Annotated in this window: 18 protein-coding genes; 3 read left to right on the top strand and 15 right to left on the bottom strand. The window is 61.6% G+C overall.

Features of this window, described 5'->3' with window-relative positions:
- The first annotated feature begins 71 nt into the window (after window positions 1-71).
- The 3 genes from BLS08_RS04835 to leuA all read left to right on the top strand — a co-directional run bounded on the left by BLS08_RS04835 (window position 72) and on the right by leuA (window position 4044).
- Window positions 72-1334, top strand: a complete 1263-nt coding sequence (locus BLS08_RS04835; RefSeq protein WP_064495697.1) for a mechanosensitive ion channel family protein — start codon at window positions 72-74, stop codon at window positions 1332-1334.
- Between the two features lie 68 nt (window positions 1335-1402).
- Window positions 1403-2068: a glutathione S-transferase family protein gene (locus BLS08_RS04830; protein WP_090336115.1), complete on the top strand. Its 666-nt coding sequence runs from the start codon at window positions 1403-1405 to the stop codon at window positions 2066-2068.
- Window positions 2069-2373: 305 nt separating this feature from the next.
- Window positions 2374-4044 carry a 2-isopropylmalate synthase gene (gene leuA / locus BLS08_RS04825; protein ID WP_074917900.1) on the top strand — a complete coding sequence of 557 codons (1671 nt, stop codon included), beginning with the start codon at window positions 2374-2376 and terminating at the stop codon, window positions 4042-4044.
- A 247-nt stretch (window positions 4045-4291) separates the two neighbouring features.
- Here the strand turns inward: leuA and BLS08_RS04820 are convergent, their stop codons facing one another.
- From BLS08_RS04820 to hscA, 15 genes are all read right to left on the bottom strand, one after another.
- Window positions 4292-4753 (bottom strand): hypothetical protein, encoded by a 462-nt coding sequence (locus BLS08_RS04820; protein ID WP_231976541.1) that lies wholly within the window; start codon window positions 4751-4753, stop codon window positions 4292-4294.
- A gap of 11 nt (window positions 4754-4764) precedes the next feature.
- Window positions 4765-5547, bottom strand: a complete 783-nt coding sequence (locus BLS08_RS04815) for an amidohydrolase (protein WP_090336113.1) — start codon at window positions 5545-5547, stop codon at window positions 4765-4767.
- A gap of 73 nt (window positions 5548-5620) precedes the next feature.
- On the bottom strand, window positions 5621-6769 hold the full coding sequence (locus BLS08_RS04810; RefSeq protein ID WP_090336111.1) for a pyridoxal phosphate-dependent aminotransferase: 1149 nt from the start codon (window positions 6767-6769) through the stop codon (window positions 5621-5623).
- 144 nt (window positions 6770-6913) lie between these two features.
- Window positions 6914-8386: a ribosome biogenesis GTPase Der gene (gene der, locus BLS08_RS04805; protein ID WP_090336109.1), complete on the bottom strand. Its 1473-nt coding sequence runs from the start codon at window positions 8384-8386 to the stop codon at window positions 6914-6916.
- Between the two features lie 98 nt (window positions 8387-8484).
- Window positions 8485-9636, bottom strand: coding sequence for an outer membrane protein assembly factor BamB (gene bamB, locus BLS08_RS04800; protein WP_090336108.1), 1152 nt, complete (start codon window positions 9634-9636; stop codon window positions 8485-8487).
- Complete coding sequence (locus BLS08_RS04795; RefSeq protein WP_090336106.1) at window positions 9629-10267, bottom strand: tetratricopeptide repeat protein; 639 nt, start codon at window positions 10265-10267, stop codon at window positions 9629-9631. The genes bamB and BLS08_RS04795 overlap by 8 nt, the downstream gene beginning before the upstream one ends.
- A gap of 32 nt (window positions 10268-10299) precedes the next feature.
- The gene (gene hisS, locus BLS08_RS04790) at window positions 10300-11586 is read right to left on the bottom strand and encodes a histidine--tRNA ligase (protein ID WP_090336104.1); all 1287 of its coding nucleotides are present in this window, start codon (window positions 11584-11586) and stop codon (window positions 10300-10302) included.
- A 20-nt stretch (window positions 11587-11606) separates the two neighbouring features.
- Window positions 11607-12719 carry a flavodoxin-dependent (E)-4-hydroxy-3-methylbut-2-enyl-diphosphate synthase gene (gene ispG, locus BLS08_RS04785; protein ID WP_075749271.1) on the bottom strand — a complete coding sequence of 371 codons (1113 nt, stop codon included), beginning with the start codon at window positions 12717-12719 and terminating at the stop codon, window positions 11607-11609.
- A gap of 3 nt (window positions 12720-12722) precedes the next feature.
- Window positions 12723-13703, bottom strand: coding sequence for a RodZ domain-containing protein (locus BLS08_RS04780; RefSeq protein ID WP_090336103.1), 981 nt, complete (start codon window positions 13701-13703; stop codon window positions 12723-12725).
- Window positions 13700-14461 carry a type IV pilus biogenesis/stability protein PilW gene (gene pilW, locus BLS08_RS04775; RefSeq protein ID WP_090336100.1) on the bottom strand — a complete coding sequence of 254 codons (762 nt, stop codon included), beginning with the start codon at window positions 14459-14461 and terminating at the stop codon, window positions 13700-13702. Before pilW ends, BLS08_RS04780 begins: the two co-directional genes overlap by 4 nt.
- A gap of 13 nt (window positions 14462-14474) precedes the next feature.
- Window positions 14475-15623: a dual-specificity RNA methyltransferase RlmN gene (gene rlmN, locus BLS08_RS04770; RefSeq protein WP_090336098.1), complete on the bottom strand. Its 1149-nt coding sequence runs from the start codon at window positions 15621-15623 to the stop codon at window positions 14475-14477.
- Window positions 15624-15649: 26 nt separating this feature from the next.
- Window positions 15650-16081 (bottom strand): nucleoside-diphosphate kinase, encoded by a 432-nt coding sequence (ndk, locus tag BLS08_RS04765; protein WP_003459696.1) that lies wholly within the window; start codon window positions 16079-16081, stop codon window positions 15650-15652.
- Between the two features lie 101 nt (window positions 16082-16182).
- On the bottom strand, window positions 16183-16383 hold the full coding sequence (iscX, locus tag BLS08_RS04760) for a Fe-S cluster assembly protein IscX (protein ID WP_037001993.1): 201 nt from the start codon (window positions 16381-16383) through the stop codon (window positions 16183-16185).
- Between the two features lie 106 nt (window positions 16384-16489).
- Window positions 16490-16831 carry an ISC system 2Fe-2S type ferredoxin gene (gene fdx / locus BLS08_RS04755; RefSeq protein WP_090336096.1) on the bottom strand — a complete coding sequence of 114 codons (342 nt, stop codon included), beginning with the start codon at window positions 16829-16831 and terminating at the stop codon, window positions 16490-16492.
- Window positions 16832-16834: 3 nt separating this feature from the next.
- Complete coding sequence (gene hscA, locus BLS08_RS04750) at window positions 16835-18700, bottom strand: Fe-S protein assembly chaperone HscA (protein WP_090336094.1); 1866 nt, start codon at window positions 18698-18700, stop codon at window positions 16835-16837.
- Window positions 18701-18712: the final 12 nt, after the last annotated feature.

Genomic DNA, 18712 nt, shown 5'->3' with positions numbered 1-18712 from the left:
GCTAGGGTACGGCGGCTCAGATGGCCGCCCTGCAGCGTCGGTCATTTCTTCTGTCTGCTTCGGAGCCGGAAATGCCGAATGAGCTCAACACCTGGATGGACTGGCTGAACACTCAGCCAGAACTGCTCACCCTCACTGCTACCCTCGCCCTGATCGTCGCCGCCTGGCTGTCGAACTGGGTGGTCAAACGCATCCTGGTCCGCGCCATCTACCGCCTGGTCGGCGCGACCGCCCTGGGCCGCCATGGCCAGATCAAGGAAAGCGGCATCATCAAGCGCCTGTCCAACATCGTGCCGGCGCTGGTGCTGTCCAGCGGCGTGGTTCTGGTGCCGGGCATGCCCGCTGCCGTGGTGGAAGTGACGCGCAACGTCTGCGGCGCCTTCGTGGTGCTGACTATCGCCATGGCCATTGGCGCGCTGCTGGATATCCTCAACACCCTCTACCAGCGTCGCCCCAACGCACACCTGAAGCCGATCAAGGGCTACTTGCAGGTGATCAAGATCGCCATCTTCGCCATCGCCGCAATCCTGATGGTAGCGGCGCTGATCGACCGCTCGCCGCTGATCCTGCTGTCCGGCCTCGGCGCCATGGCCGCCGTGCTGATGTTGATCTTTCAGGATACCCTGCTGTCGCTGGTGGCCAGCGTGCAGATTTCCTCCAGCGACATCATCCGCGTCGGTGACTGGGTGGAAATGCCCCAGCTGAACGCGGACGGCGACGTGATCGATATCGCCCTGCACACGGTCAAGGTGCAGAACTGGGACAAGACCATCACCACCATACCAACCAAGCGCTTCATCACCGACCCGTTCAAGAACTGGCGCGGCATGCAGGAGTCGGGTGGGCGTCGGATCAAACGTGCGCTGTTTTTGGATCAAACCAGCGTACATTTCCTCAGCGACGAGGAGATCGCACGGCTGCGCCGCTTCATGCTTCTGGATGAGTACCTCGATCGCAAGGACCAGGAACTGCAGGACTGGAACGCCAAGCTGGCCGAGCACGGCAAGGAAGCGGTGAACACCCGGCGCATCACCAACATCGGCAGCTTCAGGGCCTACGTCGAGCACTACTTGCGGCACAACCCGAACATCCACCAGAACATGACCCTGCTGGTGCGCCAGCTCAGTCCGACTGCCGACGGCCTGCCGCTGGAAATCTACTGCTTCACCAACACCATCGCCTGGAATGCCTACGAAGGTATCCAGTCGGACATCTTCGACCACCTGCTGGCCATCCTCCCCGAGTTCGGCCTGCGCGTGTTCCAGCATCCGAGCGGTGCGGACATGCGCGAACTGCGGCCAGCCATCGTCGAACAGCACGGGGCAGCTCAATGAAACGCTAGTGGTGCGTCCCTGTACGACGTGTTACAGAGCCTTTGTCCCAAAATCGGTCGGAGCTTGCCATGATTACCCTGCATCACCTGAACAACTCGCGCTCGCAACGCATTCTCTGGATGCTCGAAGAGATTGGTATCGAGTACCAGATCAAGCACTACCAGCGCGACCCGCAGACCATGCTCGCCCCTGCCGAGCTGCGCCAGGTGCATCCTCTGGGCAAGTCGCCGCTGATCACCGACGGCGAACTGACCCTGGCTGAATCGGGCGCCATCATCGAATACCTGGCCGAGCGCTATGGCGATTGGTTGCTGCCTGCCGCCGGCAGCCCGGAAAGTCTGCGCTGCCGCTACTGGCTGCATTACGCCGAAGGCTCGGCGATGCCACCACTGCTGCTCAAGCTGGTCTTCGACAAGCTGCGCAGCGCGCCAATGCCGTTCTTCATCAAACCCATCGCCAGAGGTATCGCGAACAAGGTAAGTCAGGCGTTCATCTCGCCGCAGCTGAAGCTGCATTTCGACTACCTGGAGAGCCAACTGAGCGAGCACGACTGGTTTGCCGGTGATGCCTTCAGCGCTGCCGATATTCAGCTCAGCTTCCCGCTTGAAGCAGCTGCCGCCCGTGGAGTGCTAACCAACCACCCGCGTCTGAGCGATTTTCTGCAACGCATTCATGCCAGGCCGGCTTATCGCCGAGCCCTTGAAAAAGGTGGCGCATATGACTACGCCGATTGAAGGCTGACTATAAGAGGTGCAGGGGCGAGCCGCCGCAAGCCCCCACAAACACGATTCGCCGAAAACGCACCTTTCAAAGCAATAAAATCCGCCAGCAAACGCTATCCAGCAATAAATCGGCGTTTTTTAAGCAAGCATTGCCATATCCACCTGCTATGGATAGGGTGCCCACATGAAAAACATCTTTCTCGTCCGCCAGCTCGCATGCCTGCGACTGGTCAGCCCGCGACTGCGAAGCCCCGCCTGAAACCCCGTTTCATGGCCGCCCGGCCTCGTGTTCGACTCCCATTTCGCAGGACCCTCTCATGACCATGCTCAAAGACCCGTCGCAGAAGTACCGTCCGTTCACCCAGATTCAGATTCCGGACCGCACCTGGCCGGACAAGATCATCGACAAGGCGCCGATCTGGCTGTCGACCGACCTGCGCGACGGCAACCAGTCGCTGATCGAGCCGATGGATGCCGAGAAGAAGATGCGCTTCTTCAAGTGCCTGGTGGCCGTGGGCCTGAAGGAAATCGAAGTGGGCTTCCCGTCCGCCTCTCAGACCGACTTCGACTTCGTCCGCGAGCTGATCGAAGGCGGCCACATCCCCGACGACGTCACCATCCAGGTGCTGACCCAGGCCCGTGACGACCTTATCGAGCGCACCTTCGAGTCGCTGAAAGGCGCCAAAAAGGCCATCGTCCATTACTACAACGCCTGCGCACCGAGCTTCCGCAAGATCGTCTTCAACCAGGACAAGGCCGGCGTCAAAGCCATTGCCGTAGCCGCCGGCACCACCATCAAGCGCCTGGCCGATGCCGCGCCGGAAACCCAGTGGGGCTTCGAGTATTCGCCGGAAGTGTTCAGCAGCACCGAGATCGATTTTGCCGTCGAGGTGTGCAACGCGGTGATCGGTGTGTTCCAGCCGACCCCGGCGAACAAGTTGATCCTCAACCTGCCCGCCACCATCGAGTGCGCCACGCCGAACAACTACGCCGACCAGATCGAGTGGTTCGGTCGTCACGTCGACCGCCGCGACAGCGTGCTGATCAGCGTGCACACCCACAATGACCGTGGCACTGGCGTCGCAGCCTCGGAGCTGGCCGTCATGGCTGGCGCCGACCGCGTCGAAGGCTGCCTGTTCGGTAACGGCGAGCGCACCGGCAACGTCTGCCTGGTGACCCTGGCGCTGAACCTCTACACCCAGGGCGTAGACCCTGAGCTGGACTTCTCCGACATCGACGCCGTGCGCAAGGTGGTCGAGGACTGCAACCAGATCCCGGTGCACCCGCGCCATCCGTACGTCGGCGATCTGGTGCACACCGCCTTCTCCGGCTCGCACCAGGACGCCATCCGCAAGGGCTTCGCCCAGCAGAAGCAAGATGCCCTCTGGGAAGTGCCCTACCTGCCGATCGACCCGGCCGACATCGGCCGCGACTACGAGGCGGTGATCCGCGTGAACAGCCAGTCGGGCAAGGGCGGTATCACCTTCCTGCTCGAGCAGGAGTACGGCATCAGCCTGCCGCGGCGCATGCAGATCGAGTTCAGCCAGGTAGTACAGCGCGAAACCGATCGCCTCGGTCTGGAAATGACAGCCGCGCAGATCCATCAGTTGCTCGAAACCGAATACCTGCAAGCGCGCAGCCCCTACACCCTTAAAGGGCATCGTCTGCAGGAAGAGAATGGCACCAGCGCGGTGGATATCGAGGTTATCGAGGGCGCTGAAAAACACCACTGGCGCGGCATCGGCAAGGGCCCACTGGAAGCCCTGGCCGCAGCCCTGCCCGTCGCGGTGGAAGTCATGGACTACAGCGAGCACGCCATCGGCGCCGGCACCAATGCCAAGGCGGCTGCCTACATCGAGCTACGCGTCAACGGCGGTCGCGCCCTGCACGGCATCGGCATCGACGAGAACCTGACCACCGCGAGCTTCCGCGCCCTGTTCAGCGCGCTGAACCGAGCCCTGAGCCAGGCCGAGTCGCAAGCGGCCTGATGTCCTTAAGCGCCACTCACAAAAAACGCCGGGCAATGCCCGGCGTTTTTGTATGCGCAGCCCGGATGAAATCCGGAAAGGATATCGCAAACATCAGTAGCGTTTCGGGCATCCTGTAGGAGCGGCGCCCCGCCGCGAATACCGGCGGCGCTGGCTCGAAAAGCTTCGCCCCGAGGCGGGGCTCCTACGAAAAGCCGCTTTGCATGTACTTGTGTCCGTAGCTCGGATGAAATCCGGGCACATACACTCAGACATCGAAAATCATCAGCACCGCGAACATCAGCGCGGCCAGGCCGAGGGTGAACATCACACCGATACCCGCCGACCGCCAGTTGGACAGAAACGCACCACCGGCCTCTGCATGCTGCTTGAGATCGGCTTCCATGAGGCTCTTGGCAAACATGATCATAGCCATCAACTGTGCAATGGCGAACGGCATGGCGGGCACCTCCTCCGGCAAGACGAAAGCCAGGACCAAGGTAACCACCAGAAGCAAGACGGCAATACCCCAGACCATCGCCACTCGATCTGCCTTGCCGAGCAGTTGCAGGTTATGCGCCAGCAGCCAGGCGCCAGCCAGCGGCGTGCCGATGAAGGTCGCCAGGCCAACACCCGCGACGCTGTAGAGCGGCGACTGATTGGTGGTGGCCTGCTGCAGGTCGGCCTGCGGAGGCTGAAAGGGATTGCTCTGCTGTACGTCCATGTTCATGTAGCTTCTGATCAGTTCAAGGTGAAGGCATCGGCATCCAGGTGTGCGGGGAAGCGCTCGCGGTAGGCAGCCAGTGCCTCGCTCGACAGCCGGGCGCGGAACACACCATCACCATCGCCAGCCGCCAGCAGGGTCTCGCCCTGGAAATCCAGTACCTGAGAATCGCCAGTATATCCGTGGCCCTTACCGTCCTCGCCGACGCGGTTCACAGCCGCGACATAGCACAGGTTCTCGATGGCTCGCGCTGGCAGCAGGCGGTTCCAGTGCTGGCGACGCGCCCCCGGCCAATTGGCGGTATACAGCAGCAGATCGGTGCCACCCGCATCGCGACTCCAGACCGGGAAGCGCAGGTCGTAGCAGATCAGCGGGCGCACGCGCCAGCCCTTGAGCTCCAGCACGACCTGCTCGCTACCGGCGCGGTAATGCTTGTGCTCACCGGCCATGCGAAACAGATGACGCTTGTCGTAATGCCCCCATGAACCGTCCGGGCGCGCCCACAGCAGGCGATTGCGGTAGCTGCCGTCGGCCGCCTGGATGATCAGGCTGCCGCAGATCACCGCATCGATACGCTGCGCCTGCTCGCGCAGCCAGACGCTGCTGGGGCCATTCTCGGGCTCGGCCAGCTCGGCCGACTCCATGGAAAAACCTGTGCTGAACATCTCCGGCAGGATCACCAGATCAGCGCCATGCGCCTGCTCCAGCAATGCCTGAAAGTGTTCACGGTTGGCCGCCGGATCATGCCAGGCCAGGGTGGTCTGGATCAGAGCCAGTTCGAGATCGGGTTTGCTGCTCATCGGGGCACCTCGTTCGCCGTAGGGCGGGTGAAACCCGCCAACTCCTTACAGGCAGGTTACACCCGCCCTACTCTCACACCGCACAGAGTTTCTCGGCGGCCTGGCGCAGGGTTTCTTCACGCTTGGCGAAGCAGAAGCGCACCAGGCGCATATCCTCGGGCGCCGACTGGTAGAACACCGACACCGGGATCGCCGCCACGCCGTGCTCACGCGTCAGCCACTCGGCCATGGCCACGTCGTCCAGATCGGGGCGAATGGCCGAATAGTCGGCCAACTGGAAATAGGTACCCGGAGCGCGGGTGAAGGTGAAGCGCGAGCCAGCCAGCAGATCGCAGAACAGGTCGCGCCTGGCCTGGTAAAAAGCCGGCAGCTCCTCGACATGCTCGGGGTGCGCGGCCATGAAGTCGGCCAGTGCGAACTGCAGCGGCGTCACGCCACAAAAGTTGACGTATTGGTGGATCTTGCGTAGTTCCGCGGTCAGTGCCGGCGGCGCCACCACGTAGCCAGTCTTCCAGCCAGTCACGTGATAAGTCTTGCCGAAAGAGCTGACCACAAAGGCGCGCTGATACAGCTCGTCGTGGGCCAGCACGCTGGCATGGCGGGCGCCGTCGTAGATCAGGTGCTCATAGACCTCGTCGCTGATCACATGGATATCGCGGCCACGAATCAGCTCGGCCAGCTTGTCCAGGTCGGCACGGGTCAGCAGCGCACCACTGGGGTTGTGCGGGGAGTTGAGGAAGATCAGCCGGGTGCGCGGGCTGATGGCATCACTCAGGCGCTGCCAGTCCACGGCGAAATCCGGCAATGCCAGCGGCACATGCACACAGCGCCCGCCGGCCAGCTCCACCGACGGCTCGTAACTGTCGTAGCAAGGGTCGAGGACGATGGCTTCATCACCCGGACGGATCAGCGCCTGTACCGCGCAAAAGATCGCCTCGGTGGCGCCGGGGGTGATGGTGATCTCGCTGTCGGCATCACGCTGCACGCCATAGCTGCGGGCGATCTTCGCCGCCACCTGCTGGCGCAGACTGGGCAACCCGGTCATCGGCGAATACTGGTTGCGCCCTTCCATGACGTGGCGCGCCACGGCTTCGCGCAACTCCTGCGGCCCATCGAAGTCGGGAAAGCCCTGAGACAGGTTGATCGCGCCAACGTCGGCAGCGAGCTGGGACATGCGCGTGAAGATGGTGGTGCCGACGTTGGGCAGTTTGCTGGCGAGCATCGCGACTTCCTGGAAGAACAAGGCAAGCCGCGAGGATAGCCGAAGGGCGCAGCAGGCGGCACCTGCTGTGCTTATGAAAAAGAGTTGGAAGCTTATGCCGTGCGCGCCGGACGATCACCGGCGCACACCCTGGCGCAAAGCTTACTAGCGCTTGTCCTTGCGCTTCTTCTCGGCCTTCTTGTGGTGGCTCATCAGCCGGCGCTTTTTGTTCACCTGGCGATCCGTGAGCTTGTTCTTGTTGCCCTCGTAGGGGTTCTCGCCGCCCTTGTACTCGATACGGATCGGCGTACCGACCAGTTTCAGCACACGGCGGAAGGTGTTTTCCAGATAACGAGAGTAGGCACGCGGCACGGCGTCAACCTGGTTACCGTGGATCACGATCAGCGGCGGGTTGGCGCCACCCAGGTGGGCATAGCGCAGCTTGATGCGGCGACCATTGACCAAGGGCGGCGCGTGGTCGCTGACGGCATCTTCGAGAATCTGCGTCAGGCGGCTGGTCGGCCAGCGGGTGATCGCCGACTTGAACGAGGCCTGCACCGACTTGTACAGATGGCCCACGCCAGTGCCGTGCAGGGCGGAAATGAAGTGGATATCGGCGAAGTCGACGAAGAACAGCCGGCGCTCCAGCTCGGTCTTCACATAATCCTTCTGGCCCTGGTCCATACCGTCCCACTTGTTCAGGGCGATGACCAGGGCGCGGCCGCTTTCCAGCACGAAGCCGAGCAGGTTGAGGTCGTGATCGACCACGCCTTCGCGGGCGTCCATGACGAACACCACGACGTTGGAGTCCTGAATGGCCTGCAGCGTCTTGACCACGGAGAATTTCTCCACAGCCTCGAAGATCTTGCCGCGCCGACGCACACCGGCGGTATCGATCAGCGTGTACTTCTCGTCGTCACGCTCGAACGGAATGTAGATGCTGTCACGCGTGGTCCCCGCCTGGTCATAGACGATGACCCGCTCTTCGCCGAGCATGCGGTTGACCAGGGTGGACTTGCCTACGTTGGGGCGACCGATGATGGCCAGCTTGATGCCGTCCTTCTCGCTCGGGCCGGGAATGCGCTTGGCCTCCTGGCCTTCCAGCACCTCCTCCTCTTCGGCACCCTCCTCCGGCTCGCCGGCGTCCTTGGGGAACGCGCCGAGAACCACTTCCAGCATCTGGGTGATACCGCGGCCGTGAGCACCGGCAATCGCCAGTGGCTCGCCCAGGCCCATGGGGCTGAATTCGGCGCGAGCCAGGTCGACATCGAGGTTGTCGACCTTGTTCACCACCAGGAAGCTCTGCTTGTTACGACGGCGCAGGTGCTCGCCGATCATCTGGTCGGAGGCAGTCATGCCAGCGCGCGCGTCCACCAGGAACAGCACGGCATCGGCCTCTTCGATGGCCTGCAGCGACTGCTCGGCCATCTTCGCGTCGATGCCTTCCTCGTCACCGGAAATACCACCGGTGTCGATCACGATATAGGTGCGCCCCTGCCACTTCGCCTCGCCATACTGGCGGTCGCGGGTCAGACCGGACAGGTCGCCGACGATAGCGTCGCGGCTGCGGGTCAGGCGGTTGAAGAGCGTGGACTTGCCGACATTCGGCCGGCCCACCAGGGCAATTACGGGAACCATCAGGCTCTCCACTCGGTTAATTCAGAAAATGCAAAGGCCGCTGCAGGGGCAGCGGCCAGGGCGTCTCATGCTGTCGGGTGTACCGGCAGCATAGCGTGTTACTTGATGGTCAGTGCCACCAACTTGCCGCTGTTACCGTAGACGTACAACCAATCACCCACCACCAACGGCTGGGCACGCAGGCCGTCGCTGTCGATGCGGGTACGGCCGACGAAGCGACCATCGACCTGGCTCAGCAGGTGCAGATAGCCTTCGAAGTCACCCACGGCGACATAGCTGGAAAACACTGCCGGGCCCGACAGCTGGCGACGCGCCATCGAATCGTTGCTCCACAGGGCCGAAGCGCTGCGCTCGTCGATACCTTCGACGGTGCCGTTGGCCATGCTGACATAGACGTTGCCGAAACCTTGAGCGACGCCAACCGAGCTGGATGCCTCGCGCTGCCAGAGTACGCGACCGGACTCCAGATCCATGGCCGCGACACGGCCCTGGTAGCTCACCGCGTAGACGGTGCCGCCGGACAGCAGCAAGCCGCCGTCGATGTCGACAACACGCTCCAGTTCGGAACGACCCTGCGGGATGGCGATACGCTGCTCCCAGACCGGCAGGCCGCGCTGGGCGTCGACCGCAATAACTTTCCCGCTGGACAGACCGGCGATCACCAGGCGGTTGGTCACCAGCGGAGCGCCAGTGCCGCGCAAGGTCAGTACGGCCGGGGTGTTCTCGACGATCCAGCGCTGGCTGCCGGTGCTGGCATCGAAGGCAATCAGGCGGTCGTCCTGGGTCTGCACCACGACGATATCGCCGTTGCTAGCCGGCGCAGCAAGCACTTCGCTGGTCACGCGCGAACGCCATTGTTCTTCACCGTCACTGGAGTCCAGGGCGATCACTTCACCCTTGAGGGTACCCAACAGTACCTGGCCGTAGCCGACACCGATGGCGCCGGATACCGGGATTTCAAGCTTCTTGCGCCAGATGACCTTGCCGCTGGTGCGGTCCATGGCCATGACCAGACCTTCGACATCAGCGGCGTAGATCACATCCCCGTCGATGGCCGGCACCAGCATGTTGAAGGTATCGCCCTGACCATCACCAACGGAGCGGCTCCACTCGGTACGCAGCTCGACTTCGGCGTCGAACTTGGTCAGTTCGGCGGGCGGCAGTTCCTTCTTGCTATTGCTGCTGCAACCCACGGCCAGAACGGCCAGAGCCAGCAGTGCGGCATTCTTCCAACGCATCACTTCACGCATCCCCTTTTGCCAGGTCGTCCAGCTTCATCTGCAGACCGCCAACAGCGGCGTCTTCGGCCAGCGCATCCTTGGCCTTCTGATAGGCGGCGTGCGCGTCATCGCTGCGACCCAGCTGTACCAGCAGATCGCCCTTGAGTTCTTCGCGGCTGGCGAGGAAAGCGTCCTCGACCTTGGCATCGAGCAGTTTCAGCGCATCATCAGTTTTTTCCTGGGCTGCCAGAACACGGGCCAGACGCTGACGCGCCAGCTCACCGAGCGTGGCGTCGGCCGGCTTGTCGAGCACGCGCTGCAGCGCGGCAGCGGCATCGTCGAGACGGTCGGCTTCGACGGCGACCTTGGCGACGAACAGGTTGCCGTACTGGGCGTAGTGGCTACCGCCAAATTCGCTGTCGAGCTTAGCGGCCAGGTCGGCAACTTTCGCGGCATCGGGTTTGCCGGCAGGGTCCAAGGCGGTCTCCAGCAATTGCTGATAGAGCACGGAGGCGCCTTGCGCCTGATTGTCCTGATACTTCTGCCAGCCCTGCCAGCCGAATACAGCTACCAGCGCCAATACGCCGCCGGCCAGCAAAGGCTTGCCGTTACGATCCCACCAGTCCTTCATTTGTGCGATCTGTTCGTCTTCGGTCTGCATGTCTAACCCCGTACTCCTAATCGAGAGCCTGCTCAGGCCTGCTGGCAGGCAGCCAGATGCTCAGCCAGAGCATCCCAGGCAACACTTTGTTGTTCACTGTCGTCGCGCAGCGGTTTGCAACCTACCACGCGCCCAGCCAATTCGTCGTCCCCCAGAATCAGCGCATAGCGTGCGCCGCTCTTGTCGGCCTTCTTGAACTGGCTCTTGAAACTGCCACCACCAGAGTTGAGCAATAGGCGCAGTCCCGGCAATTCGTCACGCAGACGCTCGACCAGTGTCAGCGCCGCCAGCTCGGCAGCCTCGCCGAAGGCACAGATGTAAACATCGGCGGCGCGGTTGAGGTCAGCCGGTAGCAACTGCAGGGTTTCCAGCAGCAGCACCAGACGCTCGACACCCATGGCGAAGCCAACGCCTGGCGTGGCCTTGCCACCCAACATGGAAACCAGGCCATCATAACGACCACCGGCGCATACGGTGCCCTGGGAGCCGAGCTTGTCGGTGACCCACTCGAACACGGTGCGATTGTAGTAATCCAGACCGCGCACCAGCTTGTGATTGATCTGGTAGCGAATGCCGGCCGCATCCAGGCGCGCCTTGACGCCCTCGAAGTGCAGGCGCGATTCCTCATCGAGGTAATCGCCCAAGGTCGGTGCACCTACCAGCGCGGCCTGGGTCGCCTCGTTCTTGCTGTCGAGGATACGCAGCGGATTGGTGGTCAGGCGACGCTGGCTGTCTTCATCGAGCTGATCGAAACGCTCCTGCAAGTAGGCTACCAGTGCGTCTCGATAAGCCGCTCGCGCCTCGCTGGAACCCAGGCTGTTGAGCTGCAGCGTCACGGCATCAGACAAACCGAGCTTTTTCCACAAACGCCAGGTAAGCACGATCAGCTCGGCATCGACGTCCGGGCCCGGCAGATTGAAGGCTTCCACGCCGACCTGATGGAACTGGCGATAGCGACCTTTCTGCGGCTTCTCGTAGCGGAACATGGGGCCGGCGTACCACAGTTTCTGCACCTGACCGCCACCGGACAGTCCATGCTCAAGCACCGCACGCACGCAACCGGCAGTGCCTTCGGGACGCAGGGTCAGGGATTCCTCGTTGCGATCAAGGAAGGTATACATCTCCTTGTCGACCACATCGGTGCCTTCACCGATACCGCGAGCGAACAACTCGGTGTACTCGACGATGGGCAGGCGGATTTCCTTGTAGCCATAGCCATCGAGCAGGCTGACCAGGGTACTTTCCAGGTAGCGCCAGGCAGGCGTCTGCTCCGGCAGGATGTCGTTCATGCCACGAATGGCTTGCAGGGACTTGCTCAAGTGTATTCCTTACGCACGGATCAGCCGCGCACGATCACGGCCGCATCGGCGGCGACCTTTTCGGCCGCCTTGTCGCGGATGAGCTTTTCCAGCTCGTCCACCAGGTTTTCGTTGGTCAGCTTCGAAGCGGGCTTGCCGTCGATATAGACCAGGTTGTTCGGGCTACCGCCGGTGAGGCCGATATGTGCCTCCTTGGCTTCGCCGGGCCCGTTGACCACGCAGCCGATCACGGCCACGTCCAGCGGTACCAGCAGGTCCTCGACGCGGGCTTCCAGCTCGTTCATGGTCTTGACCACATCGAAGTTCTGCCGCGAGCAGCTCGGGCAGGCGATGAAGTTGATGCCACGCGAACGCAGACGCAAAGACTTGAGAATGTCGAAGCCAACCTTGATCTCTTCCACCGGGTCGGCGGCCAGCGAGATGCGGATGGTATCGCCAATCCCCTCGGCCAGCAGCATGCCCAGACCGACTGCCGACTTCACAGTACCGGAGCGCAGGCCACCGGCTTCGGTAATGCCCAGGTGCAGCGGTTGCTCGATCTGCTTGGCCAGCAGACGGTAAGCCTCGACGGCCATGAACACGTCGGAGGCCTTCACGCTGACCTTGAAATCGGGGAAGTTAAGGCGATCCAGGTGCTCGACATGACGCAGCGCGGATTCCACCAGCGCAGCAGGAGTGGGCTCGCCGTACTTCTTCTGCAGATCCTTTTCCAGGGAACCGGCGTTGACGCCGATACGGATCGGGATGCCCTTGTCACGCGCAGCCTCGACCACTGCCCTGACGCGATCTTCACGACCGATGTTGCCGGGGTTGATGCGCAGGCAGTCGACACCCAGCTCTGCCACACGCAGAGCGATCTGGTAGTCGAAATGGATGTCAGCCACCAGTGGTACGCGCACCTGCTGCTTGATGCGGCCAAAGGCCTCGGCGGCGTCCATATCCGGCACGGAAACGCGCACGATATCGGCGCCGGCATTTTCCAGGCGCTGGATCTGCGCCACGGTAGCAGCTACATCGTTGGTGTCGGTGTTGGTCATGCTCTGTACCGCGATCGGCGCATCGCCGCCCACCGGTACCGAGCCAACCCAGATCTTGCGCGACAGTCGGCGCTTGATCGGCGATTCGCAATGCATGCTTTACAACCCCAATTTCAGGCGCGCGGTTTCGCCAGTCATGTGCGGCGCAACGTCAACGCTTTCGCCGTTGTAGGCCACCTGGGCACCACGGGCAAAACCCAGACGCAGTTCCAGCGGTGCCTTGCCAGCAAGTTCGATACGTTCACCGCTGCGTTTGAGTGCGCTTAGCAGGACCTTGCCATCGGCATCGGTAACCTGAGTCCAGCAATCGGCGGTGAACTGCACGTTGAGCACGCCCTGCCCAGCAGAGACGGCCACAGGCGTTGCAGGTTCGGCTGCAGGTGCAGCCGGAGCAGGAGCAGCCGGCGTATTCGATACAGGAGCAACAGGAGCCTCTTGCGCGCTTTCAGCGGTGCCGGCTTCGGCAGCAGGTTGTTCTGCGGTGCTGGCAGCTTCTGGTGCTTCACCTGGCTCGACCGGCAGCAGCAGCGGGCTGCTCTGCACGTTGCCCTGAGCGGCGATCACCGCCTGGTCTTCCGGCTCGGCAAGCGAGTGCACCTGAGTGGTACCGTCGGCGCCTTCCACCTCCACATGCTCGAGCCCCAGATCAGCCAAGCTGGCCACTGGACGGCCCTGATCCTGCCACCAGAGAAAACCTGCGCCGATCAATGCCAGCAGCAACAGGAAGCTGACCAGACGCAGGATGCTCTGCGAATAGCGCACAGGCTCTTCGATACGCCCCAAGGCATGCACACTGCTACCAGAGGCATCTGTCCCCGTGAACTGATCGAACTCCATCACCAGCCGGTTCTGGTCCATTTCGAGAAGCTTGGCATAGGCGCGAATGTAACCACGGGCGAAGGTGGTGCCCGGCAGCTTGTCGAAAGCACCGGCTTCGATCTGGGCAAGACGTTGAGGAGTCAGGTTGAGCTGAGTCGCCACTTCGGCGACGCTCCACCCTTTGATCTCCCGTGCCTGACGCAGACTTTCACCTGGATTGGTCGGCATCGGCTGAGCCACTTCGCTATGTGCCGCGTTCATTGTTGCCCCGAAACAAATTGCTGATATTCCTGAGAAGCCGGATACAGACGACGCAACTGCAGGCCCAGACTGGCGGCCTTGTCACGATCCTCGAATACTTCGGCCAAACGTGCGCCGAGCAGTAGGCTGCGCGCATTCTGCGGTGCCATTTCGCTGTAGCTGTCGTAGTAACGACGTGCTGGCACGTACTCCTTGTCCTCATAGGACAGTACGGCCATTTCCAGCAATGCGCGTGGCTGACGACTACTCAGGCGCAAGGCGCGCTGGAAGTACTCTTTGGCCTGCTCACGCTGACCGAGCTGCAGAGCGGTCATGCCCAGATTCTCGAAAACCCGGGAACGCTCTGGATAGAGGTTGTCCTCGGCAGCTTTGAGATAGGTGCTCATGGCCTCCTGATAACGCTTCTGCTCGAACAGGAAACCACCATAGTTGTTTAGCAGACGGGCGTCCTTCGGACGCTGGGACAGCGCTTTGCGAAAATGCTCATCGGCCAGCTTTGGCTCCATTTCCAGCTGGAAGGCCATAGCTAGCGCGGCATGCGCGTCTGCATTCGACGAATCGAGATCAAGTGCATTCTTCAGCGGCACCTTGGCGCGCTGCGTATCACCCTGCTGGATGTAGGCGATGCCAAGCTGCACATAGGCATCGCGTGCTTCGTCACGCCCTTTCGCCGTACGCATGGGGTCGACATCGCCCGTGGTCACACAACCAGCAAGCAGGCTGACAACGAGCAATAACAGCGTAGGGCGCAAGGTCATAGGCATCCTCTCTTCAATTTCGATTGGCGGCAGTGCGAGGCTCTTGCGCCTCGTTGCCCAGCTGACGCACGGCGATGTAACGCTCACTGCGCCGAGTACGGTCCATGACCTGGCCAACCAACTGGCCGCAGGCCGCATCGATATCGTCACCACGCGTCGTGCGCACCGTGACGTTATGACCAGCCTTGTGCAACAGGTCCTGGAAGCGGCGAATCGCGTTATTGCTCGGCCGCTCGTACCCCGAGAAGGGGAAGGGATTAAACGGAATCAGGTTGATCTTGCAAGGTACATCGGCCAGAAGTGCGATCATCTGCTCAGCGTGCTCAGGCTGATCGTTGACGCCTTTGAGCAGGGTGTACTCGATGGTCAGCACGCGCTTCTCGCCCAGTTTGGAGACGTAGCGTTTGCACGCTGCCAGAAGCATCTCCAGCGGGTACTTCTTGTTGATCGGTACCAGCTGATTACGCAGTTCGTCGTTGGGCGCGTGCAACGACAGCGCCAGAGACACGTCGATGACTTCGGCCAGCTTGTCGATCATCGGCACCACGCCGGAGGTGGACAGGGTCACCTTGCGCTTGGAGATGCCGTAGCCGAGGTCATCCATCATGATCTGCATGGCAGAGACGACGTTGTCGAAGTTCAGCAGCGGCTCGCCCATGCCCATCATCACCACGTTGGTGATGGCACGATCAATCTTCGCCGGAACGCTGCCGAAGGATTTGTTGGCGATCCATACCTGGCCGATGATCTCGGCGCTGGTCAGGTCGCTATTGAAGCCTTGCTTGCCGGTGGAGCAGAAGCTGCAATCCAGGGCACAACCGGCCTGGGACGAAACACAAAGCGTGCCGCGGCCGTTCTGCGGGATATAAACGGTTTCCACACAGCTACCCGACGCCACACGCACCACCCACTTGCGCGTGCCATCGGCAGAAATATTTTCGCTGACCACTTCCGGGCCGCGAATCTCGGCAGAGGCCTCGAGCTTCTCGCGCAAGGCCTTGCCGACATTGGTCATGGCGGCGAAATCATCGACGCCAAAGTGGTGAATCCACTTCATCACCTGGCCGGCACGGAAGCGCTTCTCGCCGATGGACTCGAAGAACTGTTCCATTTCCGGCTGGGTCAGGCCCAGCAGGTTGATCTTGCCGGTGGTATTGGTCATGGCTTCACCCTCGCATCATTCGCCAATCAGCGAATGCGCGCGCACTGCTCGGTAGCGGAGAAGAAGTAAGCGATCTCGCGAGCAGCGGAGGCTTCGGAATCCGAACCATGAACAGCGTTTTCGTCGATGGAAACGGCGAAGTCAGCACGGATGGTGCCGGCAGCTGCTTCTTTCGGGTTGGTGGCACCCATCAGTTCACGGTTCTTGGCAACGGCGTTTTCGCCTTCCAGAACCTGAACGATGACCGGACCGGAAGTCATGAAAGCAACCAGATCCTTGAAGAAGCCACGCTCGCTGTGCTCAGCGTAGAAACCAGCGGCTTCGCGCTCGGACAGTTGTACCATCTTCGAAGCGACAACGCGCAGGCCGGCTTTTTCGAAACGGGTGGTGATCTCACCGATGACGTTCTTGGCAACGGCGTCAGGCTTGATGATGGAGAAAGTACGTTGAACAGCCATGTGAAGCTCCAGAAACTTTAGGGTTAAAGCGAAAAATTAAACCCGCGAATTATACGCGGGTTCCGGTTAAAAGCGTAGGGCGGGCGCCGTAAGCGCCTGTTTCAATCGAGTTCTTCGATCCAGGCGGCCTGTATCGCCTCCAGCACTTTCTCCCCCCCGCGTTGCGGGTCATCGGAGAACTGCGGCAAGGACACGACCCAACGGTGCAGATCGACGAAGTTCACGTAACGCGGATCGACATCCGGCTTCTGCTCGCTCAGCTCGATGGCAATGTCCAGTACATCGGCCCATTTCAGACTCATGATCATGCTTCCTGCTTAACGTGAAAGTCGCGTAGCGACAACTTCCTCTGGGCCCTTCTCCCTTTGGGAGAAGGTGGCGCGAAGCGCCGGATGAGGGAGCTGCCTGTCAGTGCGGCGCTTCGGCTGCGTGATTAAGCGAATACTTTGGAATCTCGACGGTGATATCTTCCTCACCAACGATAGCCTGACAGGCCAGGCGCGACTGAGCCTCGAGCCCCCAGGCCTTGTCCAGGTAATCCTCTTCCAACTCATCCGCCTCGTTCAGCGAATCGAAACCTTCGCGCACGATGCAGTGACAGGTGGTGCAGGCACACACACCGCCGCAAGCGCTCTCCATCTCGATATGGTGCTCGTGCGCCAGCTCGAGGATGGAAACTCCAGGCTCAGCCTCTACCACCAGACCATCCGGGCAGAATCGCTCGTGAGGCAGAAAAATTACCTGCGGCATCAATTATTCCTCGATCTCATTCAGATTGCGCCCTGCCAGCGCGGCTTTTACCGTCGAATCCAGGCGGCGAGCCGCGAAAGCATCAGTGACCTGCGACAGCCGCTTGGTCTGCCGCTCGATCGCCAGACCGTCATTACCCGCCAGCAGATCGCGTAATTCCTGCATCTGCAGCTCGATGACCTCGCGCTCCTCGGCATCCAGCAAACGCTCGCCATCGGCCTGCAGCGCCGCCTCGACGGCCTCGATCAGGCGCTGACCATCGACCTGCTGCTCACGCAGCACGCGGGCAGCCTTGTCGCCTCCAGCATTCTGGAAAGAGTCCTGCAGCATGCGTGCAATTTCGCCATCGGTCAGGCCATAAGACGGCTTGACCTGAATGCTCGCCTCAATCCCAGAACTCAGCTCACGCGCTGCGACACTAAGCAGGCCATCGGCATCGACCTGGAAGGTCACGCGGATCTTCGCAGCCCCAGCCACCATCGGCGGAATACCACGCAACTCGAAACGTGCCAGGGAGCGGCAATCAGCGATCAGTTCGCGCTCACCCTGCAGCACGTGAATCATCATGGCCGTCTGGCCATCCTTGTAGGTGGTGAACTCCTGCGCACGCGCCACCGGAATGGTGGTATTACGCGGGATCACCTTCTCCATCAGCCCGCCCATGGTTTCCAGGCCGAGCGACAGGGGGATCACATCCAGCAGGAGCAACTCCTCGCCGTCATCACGCTGATTGCCCGCCAGGGCGTCGGCCTGGATCGCAGCACCAATGGCCACCACCTGATCCGGATCGATATTGGTCAGCGGCGCCCGACCGAACAGCCCCCCGACGGCCTCACGCACACGCGGCACGCGAGTAGAGCCACCAACCATTACGACCGCACCAACCTCTTCCAACTCGACGCCGGAATCACGCACAGCACGACGACAAGCCTTGAGACTGCGCGCCACCATCGGCTCGATCAACGCCTCGAACTGCGTGCGCGACAACGAGCCACGCCATTCACCATGGTTCAGCTCGACGCTATCGGCATCCGTCAGCCCTTCTTTGGCCGCACAGGCAGTTTGCAGCAGGCTACGCTGGGTCGACGGATCAAGATCACTGGAAATACCGGCCTGCTGGATGATCCAGTCGGCTACGGCATGATCGAAGTCGTCACCGCCCAGCGCACTGTCGCCGCCGGTAGCCAGCACCTCGAACACACCGCCAGTCAGGCGCAGGATGGAAATGTCGAAAGTGCCACCGCCGAGGTCATAAATAGCAACCACGCCCTCGGCTTTCTGATCCAGACCATAGGCGACTGCAGCGGCAGTAGGCTCATTGAGCAGACGCAGAACAGTCAGGCCAGCCAGGCGCGCAGCATCCTTGGTGGCCTGACGCTGAGCGTCATCGAAATAAGCCGGAACGGTAATCACCGCACCGACCAACTCACCGCCCAAGGTCTGTTCAGCGCGCAAGCGCAGGGTCTTGAGAATTTCCGCCGAGACTTCGACCGGGCTTTTCGCCCCCTGCACCGTCTCGATGAAGGGCATGTGCGACTCGCCCGCAGCGAAGCGGTAAGGCATTTGTTCGCCGAGCTGATGCACGTCTGCGATACCCCGCCCCATCAGGCGCTTGACCGACAGCACGGTATTGAGCGGATCGCTGGCGGCCGCCAGTTTGGCTGACTCGCCAACCTCGATGCGTCCAGCGTGGTAACGCACGGCAGACGGCAGGATGACCTTGCCATCATCGTCAGCCAGCGGCTCTGCCAGACCACTGCGCACAGCAGCGACCAGCGAGTTGGTGGTACCCAGGTCAATACCCACTGCCAGACGACGCTGGTGCGGTTGCGGGCTCTGCCCGGGCTCGGCGATCTGCAATAAGGCCATGGTCTTCTTGAA

The sequence above is a fragment of the Ectopseudomonas chengduensis genome (assembly GCF_900102635.1).
GTDB lineage: Bacteria > Pseudomonadota > Gammaproteobacteria > Pseudomonadales > Pseudomonadaceae > Aquipseudomonas > Aquipseudomonas chengduensis.
Note: the sequence above shows the minus strand (reverse complement) of the source record. Positions and strands in the feature narration are given on the sequence as shown.

Excerpts from the sequence above, each read along its gene's own strand:
- BLS08_RS04835 (WP_064495697.1), top strand. The coding sequence starts at position 72 with ATGCCGAATGAGCTCAACACCTGGATGGACTGGCTGAACACTCAGCCA.
- BLS08_RS04830 (WP_090336115.1), top strand. The coding sequence starts at position 1,403 with ATGATTACCCTGCATCACCTGAACAACTCGCGCTCGCAACGCATTCTC.
- leuA (WP_074917900.1), top strand. The coding sequence starts at position 2,374 with ATGACCATGCTCAAAGACCCGTCGCAGAAGTACCGTCCGTTCACCCAG.
- BLS08_RS04820 (WP_231976541.1), bottom strand. The coding sequence starts at position 4,753 with ATGAACATGGACGTACAGCAGAGCAATCCCTTTCAGCCTCCGCAGGCC.
- BLS08_RS04815 (WP_090336113.1), bottom strand. The coding sequence starts at position 5,547 with ATGAGCAGCAAACCCGATCTCGAACTGGCTCTGATCCAGACCACCCTG.
- BLS08_RS04810 (WP_090336111.1), bottom strand. The coding sequence starts at position 6,769 with ATGCTCGCCAGCAAACTGCCCAACGTCGGCACCACCATCTTCACGCGC.
- der (WP_090336109.1), bottom strand. The coding sequence starts at position 8,386 with ATGGTTCCCGTAATTGCCCTGGTGGGCCGGCCGAATGTCGGCAAGTCC.
- bamB (WP_090336108.1), bottom strand. The coding sequence starts at position 9,636 with ATGCGTGAAGTGATGCGTTGGAAGAATGCCGCACTGCTGGCTCTGGCC.
- BLS08_RS04795 (WP_090336106.1), bottom strand. The coding sequence starts at position 10,267 with ATGCAGACCGAAGACGAACAGATCGCACAAATGAAGGACTGGTGGGAT.
- ispG (WP_075749271.1), bottom strand. The coding sequence starts at position 12,719 with ATGCATTGCGAATCGCCGATCAAGCGCCGACTGTCGCGCAAGATCTGG.
- BLS08_RS04780 (WP_090336103.1), bottom strand. The coding sequence starts at position 13,703 with ATGAACGCGGCACATAGCGAAGTGGCTCAGCCGATGCCGACCAATCCA.
- pilW (WP_090336100.1), bottom strand. The coding sequence starts at position 14,461 with ATGACCTTGCGCCCTACGCTGTTATTGCTCGTTGTCAGCCTGCTTGCT.
- rlmN (WP_090336098.1), bottom strand. The coding sequence starts at position 15,623 with ATGACCAATACCACCGGCAAGATCAACCTGCTGGGCCTGACCCAGCCG.
- ndk (WP_003459696.1), bottom strand. The coding sequence starts at position 16,081 with ATGGCTGTTCAACGTACTTTCTCCATCATCAAGCCTGACGCCGTTGCC.
- iscX (WP_037001993.1), bottom strand. The coding sequence starts at position 16,383 with ATGAGTCTGAAATGGGCCGATGTACTGGACATTGCCATCGAGCTGAGC.
- fdx (WP_090336096.1), bottom strand. The coding sequence starts at position 16,831 with ATGCCGCAGGTAATTTTTCTGCCTCACGAGCGATTCTGCCCGGATGGT.
- hscA (WP_090336094.1), bottom strand. The coding sequence starts at position 18,700 with ATGGCCTTATTGCAGATCGCCGAGCCCGGGCAGAGCCCGCAACCGCAC.